Below are 23,218 nucleotides of genomic sequence, written 5' to 3'. Positions count from 1 at the left end.
TCAGACGGTCGCCACGGGCTGCCCCTGAGATCCGCCGTCCCGAGGCGATACGACGGCGCACTCGGCGTCCTGGTCCAAGAGGTCCAGCAGATACTGTCCGTATCCACTCGCGAGGAGCGGACGGGCCAGGGCGCGGAGCCGGTCGTCGTCGATCAGACCGACCCGCCAGACCGCTTCCTCCACACAGCCGATCTTGAGGCCCTGGCGCTCCTCGACGACCCGGACGAACTCCGACGCCTGGACCATGGAGGCGAAGGTCCCCGTGTCCAGCCAGGCGGTGCCCCGGTCGAGCCGGGTGACCCTGAGTTCGCCGGCCTCCAGATAGGCGCGGTTGAGATCGGTGATCTCCAACTCGCCGCGTGCGCTCGGCCGCAGTCCGCGGGCGATCTCCACGACGCGGTGGTCGTAGAAGTACAGCCCGGGCACGGCGTACCGGGACCTCGGACGGGCGGGCTTCTCCTCGATGGACAGCGCCCTGCCGGCGTCGTCGAATTCGACGACGCCGTAGGCCGAAGGGTTCGCGACCTGATAGGCGAAGACATGGCCCCCGCGCGTCCGGCCCTCCCGTGCCAGCCGGGCGCTCAGCCCCGAGCCGTGGAAGATATTGTCACCGAGGATCAGTGCGACGGATTCGTCCCCGATGAAATCGGAACCCAGCAGAAAAGCCTGGGCGATTCCTTCCGGGCGCTCCTGCGTCGCGTAATCGATACGCAGACCGAGCTGACCGCCGTCGCCGAGCAGTGAGCGGAACTGCTCCTGGTGTTCGGGGGTCGTGATGACCAGAATGTCGCTCACCCCCGCCAGTACCAGCGTGGAGAGCGGGTAATAGACCATCGGCTTGTCGAACACCGGCAGGAGCTGTTTGGAAACGGAACGGGTCAGCGGCCAGAGCCGCGATCCGGTGCCGCCGGCCAGCAGAATTCCACGCATGGGCGGTCAGGGGCGCGGTGCCCGCGCGGGCCCGCTCCCGTCCCCCTTTCGGTCCGTATGTGCGATTTCCCGCAAGGTCACCGTAGAGGAAGCGTTACGGCCTCCGTATTCCGACACGCAAATACCGCCGCTTCACCGCTTTGCGTCTCCATTCGGGTGGTGTTTTCCGTCCGTCGCGAGCCGTGTACGCGCCCGGCCTCTGTGTCTGCCGAAGATGACCCGGTTCATATGAACGTCGCACAAATGATCCGTCGGGGTGAAATTTACCTGGGCGGTGGCTGTGCGGGGCCCCGGGCCGCCCTTCACCAGGCGGCCGGAGGGCCTGTCTCCGCCATTTCTTCGCGAAAGGAATTCTGGTGAACCGTAAAACCATCGGCCGTAACCGGGTGAGAGTCATCACCGCGGTCTCGGCAGGTACCTTGGCCGCCGTGCTCAACGTCGCGCCGAGCGCGGTGGCCGTCGCCGATGCCGTCGAGCGCTCGGGCGATCGGCACAGCCTCGGCCTGCCGGGGCCGAACGGGGCCATGACGGCGAGCGGGCAGGGCTACGAGCTCGACCGGCAGGGGGGCGGCGACGGAGGCAAGGGCCCACGGGGTCCACAGGGTCCCCAGGGCCCGCAAGGTGCCACCGGCGCCACCGGCTCGCAGGGTGCCACCGGTGCCACCGGGCCTCAGGGGTCCCAGGGAGCGAACGGCACCAACGGCACCAACGGCACGCAGGGACCTCAGGGTGCCAACGGTGCGAACGGAACGAACGGCACCAATGGCGCTCAAGGGCCTCAGGGGTCCCAGGGCGCGAACGGTGCCAATGGTGCTAACGGTGCTCAGGGTGCCAACGGTGCGAACGGAACGAACGGCACCAACGGCGCTCAGGGACCTCAGGGATCCCAGGGCGCGAACGGCGCTAACGGAACGAACGGCACTAACGGCGCTCAGGGCGCTCAAGGTGCTAACGGTACGAATGGTTCTCAGGGTGCCAATGGAGCCCAGGGGGCCACTGGCGCGCAGGGCGCAAACGGCACGCAGGGACCTCAGGGCACCCAGGGTGCCAACGGCACGCAGGGCACCAATGGCGCTCAAGGTGCTCAGGGCGCACAGGGGTCTCAGGGTGCCAACGGGACCAATGGCGCGCAGGGTGCCAACGGAGCCCAGGGACCGCAGGGCACCCAAGGCACCCAGGGCGTGAATGGGACGAACGGCGCACAAGGTCCCCAGGGTACTCAAGGTGCCAACGGAACCAACGGAACAGACGGCGCTCAGGGGGCCCAGGGCGCAACCGGACCCCAGGGCACTCAGGGCGCGAACGGCACCCAAGGAACTCAGGGAACTCAGGGAACCCAGGGCACGCAGGGTGCCACCGGAGCGCAGGGTCCGCAGGGCCCGGCGACGCTGAGCACCTATGTCATCAGGGGGCCCCAGGCCGTCCCGGTGCTCATCGGCGTGGGTGTGACGTCAACGGCCAACTGCCTGGCCGGTGACGTGGCCACGGGCGGCGGCTATGACACCTTCGGGCTTCTCAGCGCGATCAACGTCATCGAGAACGCGCCGATTCCCAAGGCCGCCGGTACCCAGGCCGGGCCCGCCACCGGATGGCAGACCCAGGCCTCCGTCACACTCCTCGGCGGCGGGTTCCAGTCGTATGTGGTCTGTGTGGACCAGTAGTCCCGGCTAGTCACGGCCGGAATTGCCCATCGGTGTGGTGGAACCGCCTGAGGCGGTTCCACCACACCAGCCGCTCCGTCCCGCGACGGCGGCGGTCAGGCCCGGGGAACGAGTTCCAGCTCCGCCAGCTCTGCCAGTGCCTCCGCGGCACCGGCGGCGGGGCCCGATGAGCGGCTCTTGGCCAGGGCGCGGTTGAGATGGCGCTTGGCGGCTTCCCGGTCGCCGTCGAGACGTGCGGCGAGCCCCAGACCGATTTCGGCGCGGATCTCGCCCCGGTGGTAGGCCCGTTCGGCGGAGACGGACAGCGCGCGCTCGTACAGCTCCGCCGCCCGCCGTGCGTGGCCGCCGGCCAGGGCGGTCTGACCGAGCCAGCTCAGCGCCTCGACGACCTCGGTCCACAGCCCGAGTTCCTCGGCCACCAGAAGGGCTTCGCGGTGGAGCCGTTCCGTCCGCGCGTGGTCGCCGTTGCGTTCGGCCGCGAGCGCCAGTGACCGGGTGGCCCGGAGCTGCCCCCAGCGGTCTCCGACCTCGTGGAACAGCGCGGCACCCAGTTCCGCGTGGGATTCGCCCCGGGCCGGGGAGTGGCCGGCGAGTTCGACCAGGGCGGCGGCCTCGCCCCAGTGGTCCCGGGCGGCGCGCGCGCCGGCGAGGCTCGCCTCCACCAGACGCAGCCCCTCGTAGTGGCGGCCGTGGCCGGTCAGACCGGTGCCGACGAACCATTGCAACCGGGCCCGCAGCACCGGATCGCCGAGACCGGCCGTCGGGTCCGCACCGGCCGGGACCGGTGCGGCGTCGACCGGTGAGGTACGCAGTTCTATTCCGGCCAGCCAGGCCCGCGCCGTCCGGCGCGCGGCCGGGGCGCTCTCGCCGTCGGCGGTCAGCGCCGCCTGGAGCGATCTGCGGGCCTCGGTGAGCCTTCCGCGCAGGAACCAGTACCACGTCATCGCGTTCACCAGCCGCAGCGCGTGCCCGGCGTCGTTCCCGGTGACCGCGAGGTCGAGGGCGCGGCGCAGGTTGATCGTCTCCGCGTTCAGCCGCTCCAGACAGTGCCGCTGGTCCGGGCCGCGCAGCCGCTCGCTCTGCCGTTCGGCCAGTTCGGTGTAGCACCGTACGAACCGTGCGCGGACGGCGGCCGTCTCACCTGCCTCCGCGAGCCGTTCGGCGCAGTAGGCGGCCACCGATTCCAGCAGCCGGAACCGGCCCGCCTCACGGACCACCAGCGAGCGGTCCACCAGCCGCGACAGCAGGTCGGGCACCCGCTCGGCGCGCAGCTCCCGGTCGGCGCACACGGCCTCGGCGGAGGACAGGGTGCAGCCGTCGGCGTGCACGGCCAGCCGCCGCAGCACGATCCGCTCGTCCTCGGTGAGCAGCTGCCAGCTCCAGTCGAGCATGCCCCGCAGCGTCTGCTGCCGGGCGGGCAGCCCGCGCGCCCGCACCTCGGGCGGGGTGAACCGGCCGTCCAGAGAGGTGGCGAGCTCTTCCGGGCTCAGGGTCCGCAGCCGGGAGGCCACGAGCTCCAGCGCGAGCGGAATGCCGTCCAGCCGACGGCAGATGGCGGAGACGGCCGGTGCGTTCTCCGCGTCGAGAGTGAAGCCGGGAACCGCGGCCGCCGCCCGCTCCACGAACAGCTCGACGGCCCCGGACCGGGCCACCGCTCCGGGGTCGGTGTGCTCGGGCAGTGCCAGCGGAGGCACCGGGTGCACCACCTCGCCGGGGATCCCGAGGGCTTCCTGACTGGTGACCAGCAGACGCCCACCGGGCACCGTCGACAGTACGGCTCCGGCGAACGCGGCGACCGGCTCGACCAGATGCTCGCAGTTGTCCAGCAGGATCAGCAGGCGCTTCTCGGCCACCGCCCGGCACAGCCAGCCCACCAGATCGTCGAGGCTGGGCTCCGAGGCGGCGGTGTCGCACAACCCCAGTGTCGTGATGACCCGTTCGGCGATGTCGTCGGGGTCCGACGCCCCGCCCAGACCGGCCAGCTCGACCAGCCACACGCCGTCGGGGAACCGTTCCGCCATGTCGTGCGCCGCGGCGATCGCCAGACGCGTCTTCCCGACCCCGCCGAGGCCCGTGAGCGTGACCAGCCGGGTGTTCGAGTCCGAGTTCAGCCGGGCCCGCACCTGGCCGACCGCCTCCTGCCGGCCGATCAGCGAGGTCAGCGGGGTGGGCAGATTGGTACGGCACGACAGCGACTCGACGGTGGGCGGGGCCAGATGCGGTTCCTGGCGCAGGATCGCCTCATGCAGCGCGGCGGCGCCCGGTCCGGGCGACACCCCCAGCTCCTCTTCCAGGTGGAACCGCAGCTCCTGGAAGCTCTGTAACGCGTCGCCCTGTCGTCCGGACCGGTAGAGCGCGCGCATATGGGCCATGCGCAGCCGCTCGCGCAGCGGATGCCGCGCCACCAGTTCGCCCAGTTCGGCGGCGAGCGCGGTGTGTTCGCCCAGGGTCAGCCGCACTTCGGCGTGGTCCTCCAGGACGGCCAGGCGCAGCGCCTCCAGCCGGGCGATCTCACTGTGGGCGAAGAGGGATTCGGCGACATCGGCGTAGGCCGGGCCCCGCCACAGCGCGAGCGCGTCGGCGAACAGGTCTCCCTTCACCGCCGGCTCCTCGTGGGCGCGGGCGCGTTCGGCCAGCTCCTGGAAGCGCACCGCGTCGACCGTGTCGTCCGCCAGCAGCAGCCGGTATCCCGCGGGCTCGCGGATCACCCGCTCCCGGCCCAGCACACGGCGGAGTTGGGAGACCTTGGTTTGCAGTGTGTTGACCGACCCGTCCGGCGGATTGCCCGCCCACAGGTCCTCGATGAGACGGTCCGCCGGCACCGGTCCGCCTCCGTGGATCAGCAGACTCGCCAGCAGGGCGCGCACTTTCGCTTCGGGAACTTTGACTGGCAGCCCCGCGGCGTCCCAGACGGCCAGCGGGCCGAGCACCTCGTAGCGCATGGTCGCAGTGTATCGCCGCGGGACCGTCAGGAAATCGTGCGCGACGGTCGGCACAGTGGCCTCGCATGTTCTGGAACCCGAAAAGCATGGGAGTGCAATGAGCGCGACGACCGTACGCAGAGCCGGCCCCCGGGAGTGGGGAGGGCTGGCCGTACTCTCATTGCCCACCGTGCTGCTCGGCCTCGATGTTACCGTGCTGTATCTCGCGCTTCCCTCGCTGGCGGAGGATCTGCGCCCGAGCAGTACGGAAGCGCTGTGGATCATGGATGCCTACGGCTTCCTGATCGCCGGCTTCCTGATCACGATGGGCACGCTGGGCGACCGGATCGGACGCCGGAAGCTGCTGATGATCGGGGTCGCGGCCTTCGGCGTCGTCTCGGTGGTGGCGGCCTACTCCAACAGCACCGAACTGCTCATCGCCTCACGCGCGGCGCTGGGGATCGCCGGTGCCACGCTGATGCCGTCCACTCTGTCCCTGATCAGCAATATGTTCGCCGACGCGCGTCAGCGTTCACTGGCGATCGGTGTCTGGGCGACGTGTTTCGCGCTCGGCATGGCTCTGGGGCCGGTGGTCGGCGGCGCGATGCTGGACCACTTCTGGTGGGGTTCGGCGTTCCTGCTCGCGGTCCCGGTCGCGGTCGTCCTGCTGGTGGCCGCACCGCTGTTGGTCCCCGAGTACCGTGCGCCGCAGAGCGGCCGGTTCGACCTGCTCAGCGTTGTGCTGTCGCTGGTCGCGATCCTTCCGGTGATCTACGCGGTGAAGCGGTTCGCCAAGGAGGGCCCCGACCTCTCCACGGTCGCCGCCGTGATCGTCGGTGTGGTGTTCGGGGCGCTGTTCGTCCGGCGTCAGGGCAGCCTGGAGAGCCCGCTGCTGGACATGCGGCTGTTCGCCAACCGCACGTTCAGCGCCGCGCTGAGTGTGCTGCTCGTCGGGCTGATCGGCGTCGGCGGCTCGATGCTGCTGATCACGCAGCAGCTTCAGCTGGTCGAGGATCTGCCTCCCGTCGAGGCGGGCCTGTGGTTCGGGCCGCCCGCGCTGATGATGTTCGTGGCCGCGATCGGGGCGCCACTGGTCGCGCGCCGGGTGCCGCCGGGAATCGTGGTGGCGGCGACCCTGACGCTGTCGACGGTCGGGTACGTACTGCTCACCCAGGTGGACGCCACGGGCGGCATCGCCCTGATCGTGATCGGTTTCGGGCTGGTCTATCTGGGACTCGGGGCGATCGCGGCCCTGGGCACGGATCTGGTGGTCGGAGCGGCCCCGCCGGAGAAGGCCGGTTCGGCCTCGGCGATGTCGGAGACCGTGCAGGAACTGGGCCTCGCCCTGGGTGTCGCGATCCTCGGCAGTCTGGCCACCGCCGTCTACCGCGGCGGCATCGACGACAAGATCCCCGCCGGCACGCCGAGCGAGGTGGCCGAAGCGACGGGCGACAGCCTCGCCGGCGCGTCCTCGTTGGGGAATCAGATGCCCGTCGGCCTGCTTGAGCAGGCCAAGGAGGCGGCCACCTCCGGGTTGAACATCGCGATGCTGGTCGCCGCTGTCGGCTGCCTGGTGCTCGCGTTCCTGTCGGGTGTGGTGCTGCGGCACATCGGCGTCATCGGCGGCGACGAGCCGGAGGCCGACCAGGCCGTTCCGGAGGAACCCGCCAGGTCGGAAGTCTGAGAACGGGGAATCCGCTCCTCGGCTACTCGGTGACCTCGGCCACCACGTTCAGCGCCAGCTGGATGAAGGAGCGCAGGGCCGGATGCTGATTGTTGGACGCCCAGACGAGATAGACCGGGACGGGCGGCGCGTCCTGGATGGGTAGATAGCTGATTTCCGAGTGCGGGTGCATCCAGGCGGTGGAGGCCGGCGTCACCCCGATGCCGACGCCGGCGGCGATATAGGTCTGCCAGTCGTCGATGGTGTCCACCTCCACCGCCACCACCGGCTTTCTGCCGTCCCGCCACAGTTCGAGATTGGTGGTGCCGGAGAACGAGTTGATGACCAGCGGATATTCGGCGAGATCCGGCAACCGGATCTCGCCTTTCCCGGTGAGCGGACTGCCCGCCGGGATCGCGGCGACCCGGGGCTCCATGAACAGCAGTTCCTCGTGGAGGCCCCGGCCCTGGGTGGGGATCCGCATGATGGCCACGTCGCACAGGCCGCTCGTGAGCCCGCCCGTGGGATCGTCGACCCGTTTCAGACGCACCATCACATCCGGGTTGAGATCCTGCCATCGGCGCAGTATCTCGCTGGTGTACGCACCGGCGGCCGACCAGGCGTAACCGATGCGCAGGGCACGCACATGGTGCGCGTCCGAGCGCATGGCGTCGTCGAACGCGGTGACGGCGGCGTCGGCCTTGGCACAGAACATCTTGCCGGCCACCGTGGGCCGCACCCCTTCCGCGGAGCGCTCCAGCAGAAGCTGTTTCACATGCCGCTCCAGCTCCGCGAGCCTGCGGGAAACCGCGGACTGGGCCATGTGCGACCGGGCGGCCGCTTTCGAGATACTGCCTTCGTCGATCGCCATGAGAAAAGTTCTCAGATGGTGAATTCCAACGGTCATAGTGCTGTTCTCCGTTCACGGAGGAAATCACAGGTGGCGTGCGGAATCCTTTCCGATGTGGATTCGATGGCGACGGGGGAGAGTGTCGGGGCAGGGAGCGGTCGCGCAGAACGGAAAAGTCTGTTTCGCTCACATATTTACCATGGACCCGTAACACGATGAACGGTGGTAACGATAGATCGACCGGCGTTGTACAAGGCAAGGAAGAATGTAAACCCGGCGGCCTGTTTGGCTTGAATGCGACAGTGCCCGCAATCGGCATTTCCCGGGCCTACCTGCTGGTTTCATTGCCGAACAAATTATTCCGCATTCGGTGCGGATGGCTCATTTTCCCGTTCCGTGACGGGGCGGCGCCAGGGCGGGTGGCGCGTCGGCGCGGCCGGTCGTTCGCCCGTGGTCTGCCACGTACTGAGGGAGGCGCGGCCGCCTCGTACCGGAGCGCTCGCGCCCTGTGCGGCCGTCAACTCGATTCTACAGGGCGGGCCGTCGGGCCCCGGCCGCCCGTGCGGCGGAGCGGCCGGTGGCTACGTATTCGTTTGAAAACCCTACTCGATCACGTAGTGGCCGCAAAAGATATTTCTGGCCTAGCCTGACCGCAGGAGTTGCCTATTTCTCGTACGAATGGCAGGCGAAGGAGCGGCGTTCCATGGGGATCACAGCTGAACCCAAGATTATCGAATTGACCGGCCATCAGCGCGACATCTGGACGGCCGAGGCGCGATCGCCGGGGAACTGTCAATTCAATGTGCTGGTCCACGAGCGGCTCGGGGGCGATGTGGACAGGGCGCTGCTCGGCGAATGTCTCGGCCGCGCGTTGAGCGGACACGACGCCTTCCGATTACGGTTCGGCGAGGACGGCGACGGAATTCCCCGGGTCTGGCGCGTCTCCGAATCCCCGGACAACCGGCCGCCGTCGTTCGAGACCGTCGACCTCTCCGGCGAACCCGATCCGCACCGCGCCGCGCGGGCATGGTGCGAAAACGAACTGGGCCGGCCGCTGGACGTGAGGGGCGGGCCGTTGTTCCGGGCCACTCTGCTCATCGAGGGGCCGACCGCCGTTCATCTCGTCCTCACGGCGCACCACATCGTGACCGACGCCTGGGCGCTGAATTCGATGACCTCGCGGATACTCTCCGACTACCGCGCCCGCACGGCGCGGCAGGACGGCCCCCCGGCCCGGCGGCCGGCCGACGCGCCCTCGTACTGGGAGTCCATTCAGGAACTCAACTCGCCCTTCCACGACACGGAGCGCGAGAACGACCGCGCTTTCTACCGGAACTATCTGGCGGGGGTCTCGCCCGCGCTGTTCCCGCGGACCGGCGCGGGCCGGCCCGGCCGGGGCCGATACTCCTTCACCGTCGGCGAGGAGACCGTCGGGCGAATCCTTGAGGCGGGGGCGTCCCCCTTCCCCTATCTGCTCTCGGCGCTCGCGGTATGCCTCGGGCGCGTCCACCAGGAGGACGAGGTCGTCCTCGGTGTGCCCTTCGCCAACCGCCGCACCGACGAGGAGCGCGCGACGGTCGGCCAGTTCGCCAATAACCTGCCGCTCCGGATCCCGGTGGAGGGCGACCGGTCCCTGATCGATCTCGCCGAACGCGTCCGTGACCTGGTCGGCGAACTCAAGGAGCACGAGCGGCTCCCGTTCGGCGAGATCCTCCGGGAGGCGCCCACCCAGGGGGCCGACGGACGCCGGCTGTTCGATGTGACCGTTTCCTATCTGCGGTTTCCCCGGCCGCCGGAGATACCCGGCATCGCCCGGACGACCACCATCATGGCCCCCGTCCACGCCGCCAACGCCCTGTCGGTCATGGTGCAGGCATTCGACGACGAGCCCGGCCTGCGCGTCGACCTCGACTACGCCGACGATGTGTTCGACGGACACCTCACCGCGCGGGCACTGGCCGGGCACGTCCAGGAACTTCTGCGCCACGGACTGGAACTGCGGGAACTGCCGCTGCGGGCGCTCCCCATGCTGACCGGCGAGGAGTACGAGGACATCGTGCGCCGCCGCCAGGGCGACCTGGTGCCCTACCCGAGGGAGAAGACGCTGCACCAGCTCTTCACCGAGCAGGCGGCGCGCACCCCCGGGCTGACGGCCGTGGTCGACGACGCCTCCGGCGCCACACTGACCTTCGCCGAACTGGACCGGCTGTCCAACCAGGTGGCGCGGGCGCTGCGCGAGCACGGCGTCGGCCCCGGCGAGAGGGTCGCCATCCTCGCGGAACGCGGCCCGGAGCTGCTTCCCGGACTGCTCGGCATCCTGAAGGCGGGCGCCGCCTATGTGCCCGTCGACCCCGGCTACCCGCCCGCGCGGATCCGGCTGCTCCTGGAGGACTGCGGGGCGAAACTGGTCCTGCGCGGCGGAAACGAGATCGGGGACCCGCGAACCGATGCCCCGGTGCACCGGATATCCGAGCTGTACCGGGGCTCCGCCGAGCCGCTCGGCCCCACCTCGGGCTCCGGCGACCTCGCCTATGTCATCTACACCTCCGGTTCCACCGGACGCCCCAAGGGCGTCATGGTCGAACACCACTCGGTGGGCAACCGGCTGATGTGGATGCAGCGCCGCTATCCGATCGGCCCCGGCGACACGCTGTTGCAGAAGACGCCCATCTCCTTCGACGTATCGGTGTGGGAACTGCTGTGGTGGAGCGTCCGGGGGGCCAGGGTGGTGCTGCTGCCGCCGGGAGGGGAGAAGGACCCGAGGGAGATCGCGCGCGTCGTGCGCGAACACGGGGTGAGCGTCGTCCACTTCGTCCCGTCGATGCTCGGCCCGTTCCTCGATCTGCTGGAGGACGGCCCGGACCGCCCCGGCGACGTCGACTCCCTGCGGTATGTGTTCTGCAGCGGCGAAGCGCTTCCGCCGGAACGCGTCGCCCAGTTCAACCGGATCCTCGGCGACCGCGACGCGCCCCGACTGGTCAATCTCTACGGACCCACCGAAGCGGCGGTCGATGTGACCGCCTTCGACTGCCCGCCTGCGTCCCGGGGGCCGCTCGCCCGGGTGCCCATCGGCCGCCCCGTGGAGAACACCACGCTCTATGTGCTCGGCCGGCACGGCGGACCGCAGCCCGTCGGCGTCCCGGGGGAGCTGTGCATCGGCGGCGTCCAGGTCGCCCGGGGATATCTCAACCGCCCCGAACTGACCGCCGAGCGTTTCGTCAAGGATCCTTTCAGCCCCGGCGGCCGTCTCTACCGCACCGGTGACCTGGCCCGGCTGCTCGCCGACGGCACCGTCGAGTTCCTCGGCCGCGCCGACGGCCAGGTGAAGATCCGCGGCAACCGGGTCGAACTGGGCGAGGTGCAGAACGCGCTGGTCGCGCTGGACTCGATCCGCGACGCCGTGGTCGTCGACCACCGGCCCGGCGGCGGACGGGGCCCGGTCCTCGTCGCCTACTGCACGGCCGACGAGGACCTCGACCCCGGCCGTCTGCGCTCGGCCCTGGCCGAGGTGCTCCCCGGCTACATGATCCCGGCGCACTTCGAACGGCTCGCCGCACTGCCCCTCACACCCAACGGCAAGGTCGACCGCAAGGCGCTCCCCGCCCCGGCCGCCGACGCGCCCGACAGCGCGGACGGCGAGCCGCGCAACACCCGCGAGGCCGTGCTCGCCGACATCTGGGCACAGGTGCTCGGGACCGGCCGGGTCGGCGTCCACGCGGACTACTTCGTGATCGGCGGGGACTCGATCAGCATGCTCCGGGTGCGGGCGCTGGCGGAGAAGGCGGGCATCCGGTTCACGATGGACGACTTCGTCCGCAACCCGACCGTGGCGGCCCTGGCGGAGCGCGCCGAGATCTCCACGGGCCCGGTGCCCGGACCCGAGGACGGGGGCGATTTCGCCGCGCTCCGCCCGTTCGGACTGGTCTCCCACGTGGACCGCGCCCGCCTGGAGGCGTACGAGGACGCCTACCCGCTCACCCGGCTCCAGCTCGGTCTGCTGTTCCACAGCCGGGAGAAGAAGAACTCCACGACGTACAAGGACGTCTTTCAGTACAGCCTCGCCGTGCGATGGGAGGAATCGGCCTTCCGGACGGCCTTCGACCGACTGGTCCGGCGCCATCCGGTTCTGCGGCTGTCCTTCGCGCTCGCCGGGCACTCCGAGCCGCTCCAGATCGTCCACCCCACGGCCGAGGGCGGGCTGACCGTCGCCGACCTGCGCGGTTCCTCCGCCGACGAGGCCGGGGCCGCCATCCAGGAGCATGTCGGGGAACGGCTTCGGCACGACTACCGGTTCGACCGCGCGCCGCTCTACCACTTCCGGGCCTTCGTCCTGCCCGACACGGTCGAACTGGTCTTCAGCTTCCACCACGCCATCCTCGACGGCGGCAGCGTCGCCAACCTCGTCTCCGAACTCCTCAGGGACTACGGCCATCTGCTGGGGCTGAATCTCGAACCGGTGCCGGACACCGTGCCGCCCTCGGCCGCGCGGCACGTCGCCGAGGAGCGCGCGGCCGTCGAATCGGCGGAGAGCCGGGCCTACTGGCGGCGTGAACTGGCCGGTTCCACCCAGCCCCAGCTGGAGAGCTTCCGCCCCCACGAGGCACCGGGGACGGACGACCGCACGGAGCGCGATCTGCGGTTGCCCGCCGATCTCGCCGAAGCCGTCCGCGCCACGGCGCGCGACCGGCAGGTCCCGGTGAAGTCGATCCTGTTCGCCGCGCACATCCTGCTCCTGCGCGCCTTCTCCGGCCAGAGCGACATCACCACCGGACTGGTGACCCACGGCAGGCCGGAGGCCGACGGCGCCGAGCGCGCCTGCGGGCTGTTCCTCAACACCCTGCCCCTGCGCGTCGACGCGGCGGCGGCCACCTGGTTCGACGTCGTGGGGCGCGTGGTGGACCGGGAACGGGAGAGCTACCCGCACCGGCGGGTGCCGCTGTCGGTCATCCAGGAGGACCTCGGCCGTCCGGCGCTCGCCGACACCCTGTTCAACTTCGTCCACTTCCGCCAGCTCGGCGAGGTCTTCCGGACACCGGGGCTCGCCAGCCGAGGCTTCACGGTCTGGGAGGAGACCAATTTCTCCCTGGTCGTCAACGCCATGGTCGACCCGGTCGACGAAGGGATCCGGCTCCGCCTCCAATTCTCCGGCCGGTCGTTCACCCCCACCCAGGGGGAGCTGTACACCGAGACATATGTAAGCATTCTGCGGCGGCTCGTCGAACAGCCCGACGGCCCGGTCGAGTTCGGCTTCCTCGCGCCCGCCCCGGTCGAGCGGGCCGAGCCGGCCAGGACGAATGTGGTGCGCGCCTTCGAGGAGAGGGCGCGCCGCTCCCCGCACACGGAGGCGGTGGCCTCCGACGGCCTCGTATGGACCTACGCGGAGCTGGACCGGATCGCCACCCGGATCGCCGTGAACCTGCTGGACTCGCGGGTGCGCCCCGGCGAGCGCGTCGGCGTCGCCATGGGCCGCACCCCGCAGACCGTCGCCACGATGCTGGGCATCGCGAAGGCCGGCTGCTCGGCGATGCCGCTGGACACCGCCTACCCGGTGGCCCGTCTGCGGGCCATGACCGAACAGGGCCGGCCGGCCTGCGTCGTCGTCGACGAGGCACACCGGGACCTCCTCGAACCCACGGTCCCGCTGGTCCCCTACGAGTCCCTGTCCGGCGGCGACGGCACGGCCGAACTGCCGGAGATCGCCGAGGACGACGAGGTGTATCTGCTGTTCACCTCGGGCTCCACGGGACGGCCGAAAGGGGTGTCGGCACCGCACAGCTCGCTCGCCAACCTCGTGGCCTGGCAGAACGGGATCCCGAGCAGCGCCGTGGACAGCCGGACCCTTCAGTACGCCCCCCTCAGCTTCGACGTCTCGTTCCAGGAGCTGTACGCCACGCTGTGCGGCGGGGGCACACTGGTCCTCGTCGGCGAGGAGATGCGGCGGGACATGCCCGGGCTGCTGCGGCTGATCGACCGGGAGCGCGTGGAACGGGTCCATCTGCCCTATGTGGCCCTTCAGCAGATGGCGGAGGCCTCCGACACCCTCGGCCTGGTCCCCCGGAACCTGCGCGTTCTGTGCTCCTCGGGCGAGCAGCTCCGGGTGACGGACGAGATCCGCCGCTTCTGCGCCTCCCTGGACGATGTGCTGCTGGACAACCACTACGGCCCCACCGAGACCCACGCCGGAGCCTTCTACGAGATGACCGGCGACCCCCGCTCCTTCCCCGCGCTCCCGCCGGTGGGCCGACCCGTCCACGGGGCCCGGCTGCTGGTCCTGGACGCCGGGAAGCGCCCGGTCCCGGTCGGGTGCCGGGGCGAGATCTACATCGGCGGAGCCGGTCTGGCCAGCGGCTACGCCGGACGGCCCGATCTGACGGAGGAGCGCTTCAGCACCGACCCGGCCGGGGGCGGACGCCTCTACCGGACCGGTGACGTCGGCATGGTGCTGCCCGACGGGAACGTGGTCTGCCTCGGCCGCGCCGACCGGCAGGTCAAGATCCGCGGCTATCGGGTCGAGCCGGCGGAGATCGAACTGGCCGTCACCGGAGCCTCGTCGGACGACCTCGACAAGATCACCGACATCGCCGTGGTCGCCCGGCGGAACGCGGCGGGCGACGCCTTCCTCGCGGCCTTCCTGGTCGGCGACGCCGAGCGCGTCGACCTGGACGGGGTGCGACGGCACCTCCGCGCCCAGCTCCCGGAGTACATGGTGCCCGCGCACTTCACCTGGCTGCCCGCCATTCCGCTCACACCGAACGGCAAGCGCGACGAGACCGCCCTGCGCGAAACACCGCTGGTCCGGGAGGAACGCACCGGCCGGGTCGCCCCCCGGGACGCCCATGAGCGCGCCCTGGTGGAGATGCTGGCCGATCTGCTCCAGGTGCCCGAAGTGGGTGTGCACGACAACCTGTTCGACCTCGGGGCCTCCTCGATCACCGCGATGCGGCTGGTGGTGCTGGCGGAGGAACGGTTCGGCACCGCGATCCCGCTGTCGGACTTCATCGTCGCCCCCACCGTGGCCGAACTGGCCGACCGGCTCCGCGCGACGGGCACCGCGCCGTCCGGATTCGACCCGCTGGTGGCGATCCGGCCCGAGGGCACCCGGCCGCCGCTCTTCTTCGTGCACCCCATGGGCGGCAATGTGCTCTGCTACGTCCCCTTCGCCAAACACCTGCCGCCGGACCAGCCCTTCTACGCCTTCCAGGCGGCCGGGACGGACGCCGGCACCGAGCCGGTACGCGGCATCGAGCGACTGGCGGCCGACTACATCGAGGCGATGCGCCGCGTCCGGCCGACCGGGCCGTACCACCTCGGCGGCTGGTCCTTCGGCGGATTCGTCGCCTTCGAGATGGCCCGCCAGCTCCACGCCGCCGGAGAGGACGTCGGTTCGCTGACCCTGCTCGACACGACCGCGCTCAACCCGGGGCGGCGGCCGTGGACCGATGACGAAGCCCTGCTCGGCTGGTTCTTCTGGGAACTGCTCTGGCTCCAGCACGGCAGCGCCACCGCCGGGGACCTCCTGCCGCCCGGCCTGACCACACTGGACGAGAAGTTCGAGTTCATGACCGCGCTCGCCATCGACGAGGGCGTGCTGCCCGCGGGCAGCGGCGACGCCGTCGTGCGCCGGCTGTTCCGGCTGTACGAGGTGAACTGGCGCGCGGCCTTCGCGTACCGCCCCGAGGTGGTCGACCACGACGTGGTGCTCGTCCGGGCCCGGGACGCGCTCCCCGGCGTACTGCTGGAGATGCACACCGCCATCGACAGCATGCACGCCGACCCGGCCAACGGGTGGCGGGAGCGCACCACCGGCCGGCTGTCGGTGGTCGAGGTCGAGGGCGACCATCTCACGATCATGGAAGAGCCGAGGGTGTCCGACATCGTCGGCAGGGTCCTCGGCTCCATCGAACTCCGGGCGAGCGAAAGCGGGAAGCGCTGACATGAGCGGGAAAAGGACGGCCATCGTCGTCGGTGCGGGGATCGGCGGACTGACCACGGCCATCGCGCTGCGGCGCGTCGGCTTCGACGTCGAGGTGTACGAGCGGGCCCCGGAGCTGCGGGCCGCCGGATTCGGCCTCTCCGTGATGAGCAACGCCACGGCCGCGCTCGCCACCCTCGACATCGACCTCCGCCTGGAGAAGCACGGCCGGGTGATGGAGACCTACCACGTCAAGGATTCGAGAGGCAGACTGATCCGGGAGTTCCCCTTCCCGGAGATCGTCCGGAAGCTCGGCGTCCCGTGCGTGTGCATCAGCCGGGCCGATCTGCTCACCGCGCTGCTGGACGCGGCGGCCGACATCCCCATCACCCTGGACGCGGCCGCCGAAGGGTTCGAGGTGACCGGCGACCGGGCACGGGTCCGGTTCGCCGGCGGCCGGTCCGCCGAGGCCGATCTCCTGGTCGGCGCCGACGGATTCAACTCGGCGATACGCCGGCAGCTCGCCGGGCCGGACGAACCCGCCCACGACAGCGGATACATCGCCTGGCTCGGCATCACCGAATACAGCCACCCGAGGTTCCCTCCCGGCTCCGTGGTGCACTTCTGGGGCGACGGAATGCGATTTGGCCTGGTCGACATCGGCCGGGGCCGCCTCTACTGGTGGGGCACGAAGAACATGCCGCTCCAGGAGTCCAGCACCTGGGGCGGCGGCAAGGCCGGGGTGCTGGACTCCTACTCCGGCTGGCCGGACGAGGTCCGCGAGGCGATCCGGGCGACACCGCCCGCCGATCTGCTCACCCTGAACACCCGCGACCGCCCGTTCCTGCGGCCCTGGGGCACCGGCCCGGTGACCCTGCTCGGGGACGCCGCCCACCCCATGCTCACCAGCCTCGGCCAGGGCTCCGCCATGGCGATGGAGGACGCCGCCGTCCTGGCCCGGCATCTGCGGCACGCCCCGGACGTGCCGCGCGGACTGCGCGGCTACGAGGCGGCACGGTACGACCGGACCCGGACGATCGTCGAAGCCACCCGGTCGATCAGCGACTTCGAGCAGTCACAGGGCCCCGTGCGCCGCAGGATCCGCGACGCGTACTTCCGGCTGATGCCGCACCGGACGCTGGTGGGCAAGCTGGAGCCCGCGCTGACCTTCCCCGGCGCGGGCCCCCTCCCCGACGAATTCGAGAGGTGGAACCGATGAGCGGACCGGCGGTACGCGGAAGTCTCCCGGCGGGCGGAGCTGTCCTCGTCACGGGCGCGTCCTCGGGACTGGGCCGGGAATGCGCGCTGGAGCTGGAGAACCGGGGCTTCCACGTCCTCGCGGGGGTCCGGCGGAGCGAGGACGGGGAGAAGCTCGTCGGCGAGTCGCTCCGCGGCCGACTGCGCTACGCCGTCGTCGACATCACCGACGACGCGTCGGTACGGGCTTCGGCCGAACTCGTCGAACGCGAGTACGGCGGGCTGCGCGGCCTGGTGAACAACGCCGGAATCTGCGTCCCCGGCCCGCTGGAATGCGTCGACAGCGACCAGCTCCGCCGACAGCTCGACGTCAATGTGGTCGGCCATCTCGCGATGATCCGCGCGCATCTGCCGCTGCTGCGCCGGTCCCGGGGGCGGATCGTCAACATCACCTCGGGACTGGGCAAGGCCGCCGTTCCCTACCTCGGGGCCTACGCCGCGGCGCAGTTCGCCAAGGAGGCGATGAGCGACGCCCTCCGCCGCGAACTGACGCCCACCGGTGTGCGCGTGTCGACCGTGGCGCCGGGCGCCATCCTCACACCGATGTGGGACAAGGTGTCCGAGGCGGGTGAGCGGCTGCTGCGCGACGCGCCCGCCTCGGTGGCCGAGCTCTACCGCACCTCCTTCGGGGCGTTCCTGGAGGGAAACGGGCAGCAGTCGATGAAGAGCGGGACCACGCCCGAGGATTTCGCCCGCACGGTCGCCCGCGCCCTGACCGACGTACACCCCCGCACCCGCTACTGGGTCGGCGCCGACGCACGCAGGATGGGCCTGTGGGCGCGGCTGCTTCCCGATTCCCTGCTGGACCGCCGTTTCAGCGGGATCACCGCTTCCGTGAGAGCGCCCGAACGGGCCGACTACGCATTCGAGTAGTGCCGAATGGATTCACTGGACGCGTCCCGAGCCCATGGATAGCGTACGCAGCGTCGAAGTAATCGACGGAATGCGGACGAATACTCCATGAAAGGTTCCCGCTCCATTCGCACTCTGGGGAGAAAGAATGGTTTCGGAGCGAGAGTTCAAGGATTTCATGGCCGGCGTCTGCACTCCGGTCGCGGTGGTCACGGCGATGGCGGACGGCCTGCCCCACGGGACGACCGTCGGCTCGCTCACCTCGCTGTCCCTGTGTCCGCCCATGGTGACCGTCGCACTGGACCGCCGCTCCAGGCTGCTGCCGAGGATCCGGCGGACCGGGCGATTCGGGGTGAACCTGCTCGGCGCCGGGCAGGACGGCGTCGCGGGCGTCTTCGCCTCCCCGACCGCCGACCGGTTCGACCAGGTCGAGTGGTACGCGGACGAGGGTCTGCCGCGGCTGCGCGACGCGCCGGGCTGGCTCGTCTGCCGCCCGCGGCGGTTCGTCGCCGGCGGGGACCATCTGCTGCTGCTCGGCCTGGTGGACCGCGTCTCCGGCGCCAAGGGCGCGGCCCCGCTCGTTCACGGTCACCGAATGTTCGGCACGCATTCTGCTTTCACTCGGAGAAATCACCTGTCCATCACCGATCAGATCGCGGCATTCGCTCGCTGAGGTGGAGACCCCATGACTGACACCCGAACACATCAATCGTCCGATCTGCTCCGCGGCGCGCGCGAACTGATTCCGCTCCTCGCGCGCAACGCGGAACAGGGGGAGCGCGACCGCAGGCTTTCCGAGGAATCCGTCCGGTCCCTGGCGGACGCCGGAATGTTCAAGCTCTCCGTGCCCCGGCGGTACGGCGGTCACGAGGTGCCCCTCCGCACCCTGATCGATGTGTCCGCGACCCTCGCCGAGGGGGACGGCAGCGCCTCGTGGCTGGTCTCGGTGTGCAACTCGGTGGCATGGATCGTCAGCCTGTTCCCGGAACAGGCGCAGGACGAACTCTTCGGCGCGGACCCGGAGGCGAAGGTGACCGGTGTGCTCACACCGAGCGCCACCGCCCGGCGGGTCGAGGGCGGCTTCCGGGTCTCGGGCCGGTGGGCCTACGGCTCCGGCGCCTGGCACGCCGACTGGGCCGTGGTCGGCTTCCCGGTCCCGGACTCCGCGGGGCAGATCGTCGACCAGGGCATCGCGCTGATTCCCGCCGCCGACTACAAGGTGGAGGAGAGCTGGTTCGTGGCGGGCATGCGCGCCACCGGGAGCAACTCCCTGGTGGCCGAGGACGTCTTCGTACCGGAGCACCGGGTCCTGTCCGTGCCGACGGCGATGGCCGGCGACTACCCGGTCCAGCGCTCCGGCGGAAGCCTCCCCCGCTCGGCCTTCGTGCAGTTCCTCACCGCGGCCCCGCTGGTGGCCCCGCAGCTGGGGATGGGCCGCGCCGCGCTGGAGCTGGTCAAGGCCAGGGCCGCCGACAAGGCCGTCACCTTCACCTTCTTCGAGAAGCAGCGCGACTCGACGGCCTTCCAGCTTCAGATCGCCGAGGCGACACAGAAGATCGACTCCGCGCATCTGCACGTCCACCGCGCCGCCGACGACATCGACGCGGCGGCCGCGCGCGGTGAGGCCCTCGCCCCCTTGAGCCGGCTCCGGGCACGGTCCGACCTCAGCTGGGCGGTCGGGCATCTCAGCGAGGCGATCGACATGCTGCTGACCGCGCACGGCGCGGGCGGTTTCGCCGACTCCAGCCCGCTTCAGCGGATCTGGCGGGACTCGGGCGTGGCCGCCCGGCACGCGATCCTCCAGCCCGCGATGATCAAGGAGATGTACGGCAAGGCGCTGCTCGGCGTCGAGGAGCAGATCTCTCCGCTGGTCTGACGCGCGGAGACCGGAGGGACCAGAGGGACCAGAGGCACCGGCGAGACCGGCGAGACCACGACTGGACACCACGGACAGGAGACGGCCATGGCCGCGCGCACGTACGACACCGAGCAGGCGAACTGGCAGCAGTTCGCCGACACCCGTATCTACATAGGCGACCTCGCCGACGACGGGATCCCGAAATCGATGGGCGCCGGATTCGCCCTGCTGCACCCCGGCGACGTCATGGAATGGGTCCCCAGTTACGACGAGTTCATCGTCGTCCTGTCCGGCAGGTTCGCCGTGGACTTCGAGGGCGGCTCGATCTCCGCCGGACCGCACGAGCTGGTCTGGGTGGAGCAGGGCGAGCCGGTCGCGTTCCGGGCCGACGGCGAACGGGTCCTGATCGCCTTCGGCACCAACCCGCCGTGGCAGTCCACCGAGGAAACCCGGGCGAGCGCGGCCATGTTCCGGCCGCTCGCCGGATCGCCCGTCGACTGACCTCCAGGAGCGCACATGTCCACCACCCCCATGCCCCTCCAGACGCTGCGGCGGGAACTGAGCCCGCTGGAGCGCTGGTACTGGATAGCCGACCAGATAGCACCCCTGAACGTCATCGGGCGGGTACGCCTGCACGGCCCGGTCTCCCGATCGTCCTTGCGTTCGGCGCTGAACCGGCTCCAGGCCCGCCATCCGCTGCTCCGGGTGGCGATCGAGGCCGACGCGACCGGGCGGGAACCCCGCTTCACCCCGGTCGACGACCGGCCCGTACCGCTCGACCACCGCACCCTTCGACCGTCGGCGGACGCCGAGGACGCATGGGCGCGGGTCGTCGACGCGGAGCTGGTCAACGGCCCCGTCGACTGGCGCACCGGACCGCTGGCCACGGCCACCGTGCTCAGCGGCCCGGGACCCGACGGCGAGGCGCACGACCTGATCCTGAGCCTGCCGCACGTCATCGCGGACGGGACCACCGTCCTCTCCCTGCTGCGGCAGTGGGCCGAACTCGCGGCAGGACACGCCGTCGAACCGCGTGCCGTGCTGCCCGCGACCGAGGATCTCTTCCCGGCCGGGCACAGCGGCGCGGCGGGGGAGGCACTGGCGAAGGCGAAGGCCGAGCGGGACGAGAGCGACCTGAGACGGCTGGGCGCCCGCCGTGTCGACGCCGACCGGGCCGTGCCCTTCGAGCGCCGCCGCACCCGCTTCCTCCACCGCTCGCTGGACGCCGAGGCGCTGGACCGGCTCGCCCGGGCCTGCCGTGCGCACGGGGTTACGATCCACGGCGTGCTCGCCGCCGCGATGGTGCGCGCGGTCGCCGCGGACGCCGGCGCCGCCGACGAGGCGTGGTACTCGATCGGCTCCCCGGTCGACTTCCGGGGCGACCTCGACCCGCCGGTGGACCCGGACGACGTGGGCAGCTATGTGGCGACCATTCCCTCCCTGGTCCAGTACGAGAGAGCCCGTCCGCTGTGGGAGACGGCGCGGGGGATCAGCGAGGACCTCAGGGCCCGCAAGGCGCGGGGCGAGCAGTTCTCCATGATCCGCATGATCGGGGTCTCCGGGCCGGACCGCCTGGCCGACAGCCTCCCCTTCGTACGGCATCTGGACGAGAAGGGACCGATCAATTTCTCCCTCTCCAACATCGGCCGGTTCCCGTTCCCCGACACCATCGGCCCCTGGCGGATGACGGGCGCGCAGTTCATCGCCTCGCTCTCGGTGGTCGGCGCGTTCGTCGCCACCGTCAACTCCAGCCACCACCGCCTCGTCTGGAACTTCACCCACGCCGAGGGAGTCGTCTCGGACGAACGCGCGGCGAGACTCGCCGACAGCTGTGTGGAGACCGTACTGGCCCTCATATGAGCCGCCGCCCGAAACCCGAGCCCGAAACCGCAGGGGAGCAGCCGTCGATGGAATCGCCGATCTTCACGCCCGCGAGCGAACTCCGCAGTCTCATCCGGGACAAGGAACTCTCCGCCGTCGAAGTCACCGAAGCGGTGCTGGCGCGCCTGGAGGAGGTGAACCCGCTGCTGAACGCGGTGGTCGCCGTCCGGGCCGAGGGCGCTCTCGCGGACGCCCGCGCCGCGGACGCGAAGCCGCCTGAGGAGCACGGTCCGCTGCACGGGATCCCGTTCACCGTCAAGGACGCCAACGAGGCGGCGGATCTGCCGGTCGCCTACGGATCGCTCCCGTTCACCGGCTACCGGCCGGGCTTCGACAGCGAGGTGGTCGCCCGGCTCCGGCGGGCGGGCGGCATTCTGATCGGCAGCACCAACATGCCGGAGTTCGGGCTGCGGATCACCACGGAGAACCGGGCGTTCCCGGCCACCCGCAACCCCTGGAACACCGCGTACGGACCGGCGGGCTCCAGCGGCGGCGCGGCGGCGGCCGTGGCGGCCGGCATCGCCCCGCTCGCCCTGGCCGCCGACGGCGCGGGCTCGGGGCGGGCGCCCGCCTCCGCCTGCGGGATCGTGGGGCTCAAACCCACCCGGGGGCGCACCCCGTGGGCCCCGGCCACCCAGGAGCAGTGGGCGGGATATGTCGTCAACGGCCAGATGGCCCGTACCGTCCGCGACGCCGCCCTGATGCTCGACGCGACGGCGGGCCCGGTCGCCGGGGAGCCCTACGGACTCCCCGGACCGTCCGGTTCGTTCCTGGCCGCCTGCGACCGGCCGCCGGAGCGCCTGCGGGTGGCGTACACCGCCACCCCGCCCCACGGCACGGTCGTCCCGGAGGTGCGGGAGATCTTCGAACGGGCGGTCTCGGTCTTCGCCGACCTCGGGGCCGAGACGGTCGAGGCCTCGCCCGACCTCGGCGGGCTGCTCGACCCCCTGCTGACGGTCATCGCGGCGAACGTGGCCGCCATGGTCCGCGGCGTACCGCGGGAGCGCCTGTCCGAACTGGAGCCGACGACCCTCGACGTCGCCCTGCACGGCGAGCGGCTCGGCGCCGCCGACTACTCCTCGGCCGTCGCCGCCGCCCAGAGCCGGGCGGCCGGGATCATACGCTTCTGGACACGGTTCGACGTCCTGCTCACCCCCACCCTCACCGTGCTTCCCCCGCCGCTCGGGACGGCTCCGGCCGGCCAGGGGTTCACGGAGCGGTGGCGCGAGTACGCGGACTGGCTGGCCTTCGCCTATCCGTTCAACATCACCGGACAGCCCGCGATCTCGCTCCCCGCGGGACGGGCCGCGCGGAATCTGCCGGTCGGCGTCCAGCTCGTCGGCGCGCCCGGGGCCGAGGCCCGGCTGCTGGGCCTGGCCGCCGCCTTCGAACGCGCCCGGCCGTGGGCGGACGAGCCGCCCCGTCTCGGATGA

13 protein-coding genes are annotated in these 23,218 nt (G+C 70.9%); 10 read left to right on the top strand and 3 right to left on the bottom strand.

The genetic code is table 11. The annotated features are described in order from the left end of the window. Window positions 1–930: a glucose-1-phosphate thymidylyltransferase RfbA gene (gene rfbA / locus IE247_RS17675; protein ID WP_190124106.1), complete on the bottom strand. Its 930-nt coding sequence runs from the start codon at window positions 928–930 to the stop codon at window positions 1–3. Window positions 931–2,375: 1,445 nt separating this feature from the next. On the opposite strand from rfbA, the gene IE247_RS34375 reads away from it, so the two are divergent. Next, window positions 2,376–2,591, top strand: coding sequence for a hypothetical protein (locus IE247_RS34375; protein WP_229869182.1), 216 nt, complete (start codon window positions 2,376–2,378; stop codon window positions 2,589–2,591). Window positions 2,592–2,686: 95 nt separating this feature from the next. Here IE247_RS34375 and IE247_RS17665 read toward each other — a convergent pair whose 3' ends face one another. Further along, a complete protein-coding gene (locus IE247_RS17665) occupies window positions 2,687–5,533 on the bottom strand; it encodes an AfsR/SARP family transcriptional regulator (protein ID WP_190124105.1) in 2,847 nt (948 codons plus the stop codon). A 97-nt stretch (window positions 5,534–5,630) separates the two neighbouring features. Here IE247_RS17665 and IE247_RS17660 point away from each other — a divergent pair, with 97 nt between their 5' ends. Then, window positions 5,631–7,196 carry an MFS transporter gene (locus IE247_RS17660; protein WP_190124104.1) on the top strand — a complete coding sequence of 522 codons (1,566 nt, stop codon included), beginning with the start codon at window positions 5,631–5,633 and terminating at the stop codon, window positions 7,194–7,196. Window positions 7,197–7,218: 22 nt separating this feature from the next. Here the strand turns inward: IE247_RS17660 and IE247_RS17655 are convergent, their stop codons facing one another. Continuing rightward, window positions 7,219–8,082: a LysR family transcriptional regulator gene (locus IE247_RS17655; protein WP_268247207.1), complete on the bottom strand. Its 864-nt coding sequence runs from the start codon at window positions 8,080–8,082 to the stop codon at window positions 7,219–7,221. A 646-nt stretch (window positions 8,083–8,728) separates the two neighbouring features. On the opposite strand from IE247_RS17655, the gene IE247_RS17650 reads away from it, so the two are divergent. From IE247_RS17650 to IE247_RS17615, 8 genes are all read left to right on the top strand, one after another. Further along, on the top strand, window positions 8,729–15,958 hold the full coding sequence (locus IE247_RS17650) for a non-ribosomal peptide synthetase (RefSeq protein WP_190124102.1): 7,230 nt from the start codon (window positions 8,729–8,731) through the stop codon (window positions 15,956–15,958). Between the two features lies 1 nt (window position 15,959). Further along, a complete protein-coding gene (locus tag IE247_RS17645; protein ID WP_190124101.1) occupies window positions 15,960–17,156 on the top strand; it encodes an FAD-dependent oxidoreductase in 1,197 nt (398 codons plus the stop codon). Continuing rightward, the gene (locus tag IE247_RS17640) at window positions 17,153–18,067 is read left to right on the top strand and encodes an SDR family oxidoreductase (RefSeq protein ID WP_190124100.1); all 915 of its coding nucleotides are present in this window, start codon (window positions 17,153–17,155) and stop codon (window positions 18,065–18,067) included. Before IE247_RS17645 ends, IE247_RS17640 begins: the two co-directional genes overlap by 4 nt. Window positions 18,068–18,194: 127 nt before the next feature. Beyond that, a complete protein-coding gene (locus tag IE247_RS17635) occupies window positions 18,195–18,719 on the top strand; it encodes a flavin reductase family protein (protein WP_229869181.1) in 525 nt (174 codons plus the stop codon). 12 nt (window positions 18,720–18,731) lie between these two features. Next, entirely contained in the window at window positions 18,732–19,922 is a 1,191-nt protein-coding gene (locus tag IE247_RS17630; RefSeq protein WP_190124099.1) for an acyl-CoA dehydrogenase family protein, read from the top strand. An 87-nt stretch (window positions 19,923–20,009) separates the two neighbouring features. Further along, entirely contained in the window at window positions 20,010–20,405 is a 396-nt protein-coding gene (locus tag IE247_RS17625) for a EutQ-related cupin domain-containing protein (protein ID WP_190124098.1), read from the top strand. A 15-nt stretch (window positions 20,406–20,420) separates the two neighbouring features. After that, complete coding sequence (locus tag IE247_RS17620; RefSeq protein ID WP_190124097.1) at window positions 20,421–21,764, top strand: phthiocerol/phthiodiolone dimycocerosyl transferase family protein; 1,344 nt, start codon at window positions 20,421–20,423, stop codon at window positions 21,762–21,764. A gap of 47 nt (window positions 21,765–21,811) precedes the next feature. Then, window positions 21,812–23,218, top strand: coding sequence for an amidase (locus IE247_RS17615; RefSeq protein ID WP_190124096.1), 1,407 nt, complete (start codon window positions 21,812–21,814; stop codon window positions 23,216–23,218).

It is taken from the genome of Streptomyces inusitatus (assembly GCF_014651115.1).
Taxonomy (GTDB): Bacteria; Actinomycetota; Actinomycetes; order Streptomycetales; family Streptomycetaceae; genus Streptomyces; species Streptomyces amakusaensis.
Note: the sequence above shows the minus strand (reverse complement) of the source record. Positions and strands in the feature narration are given on the sequence as shown.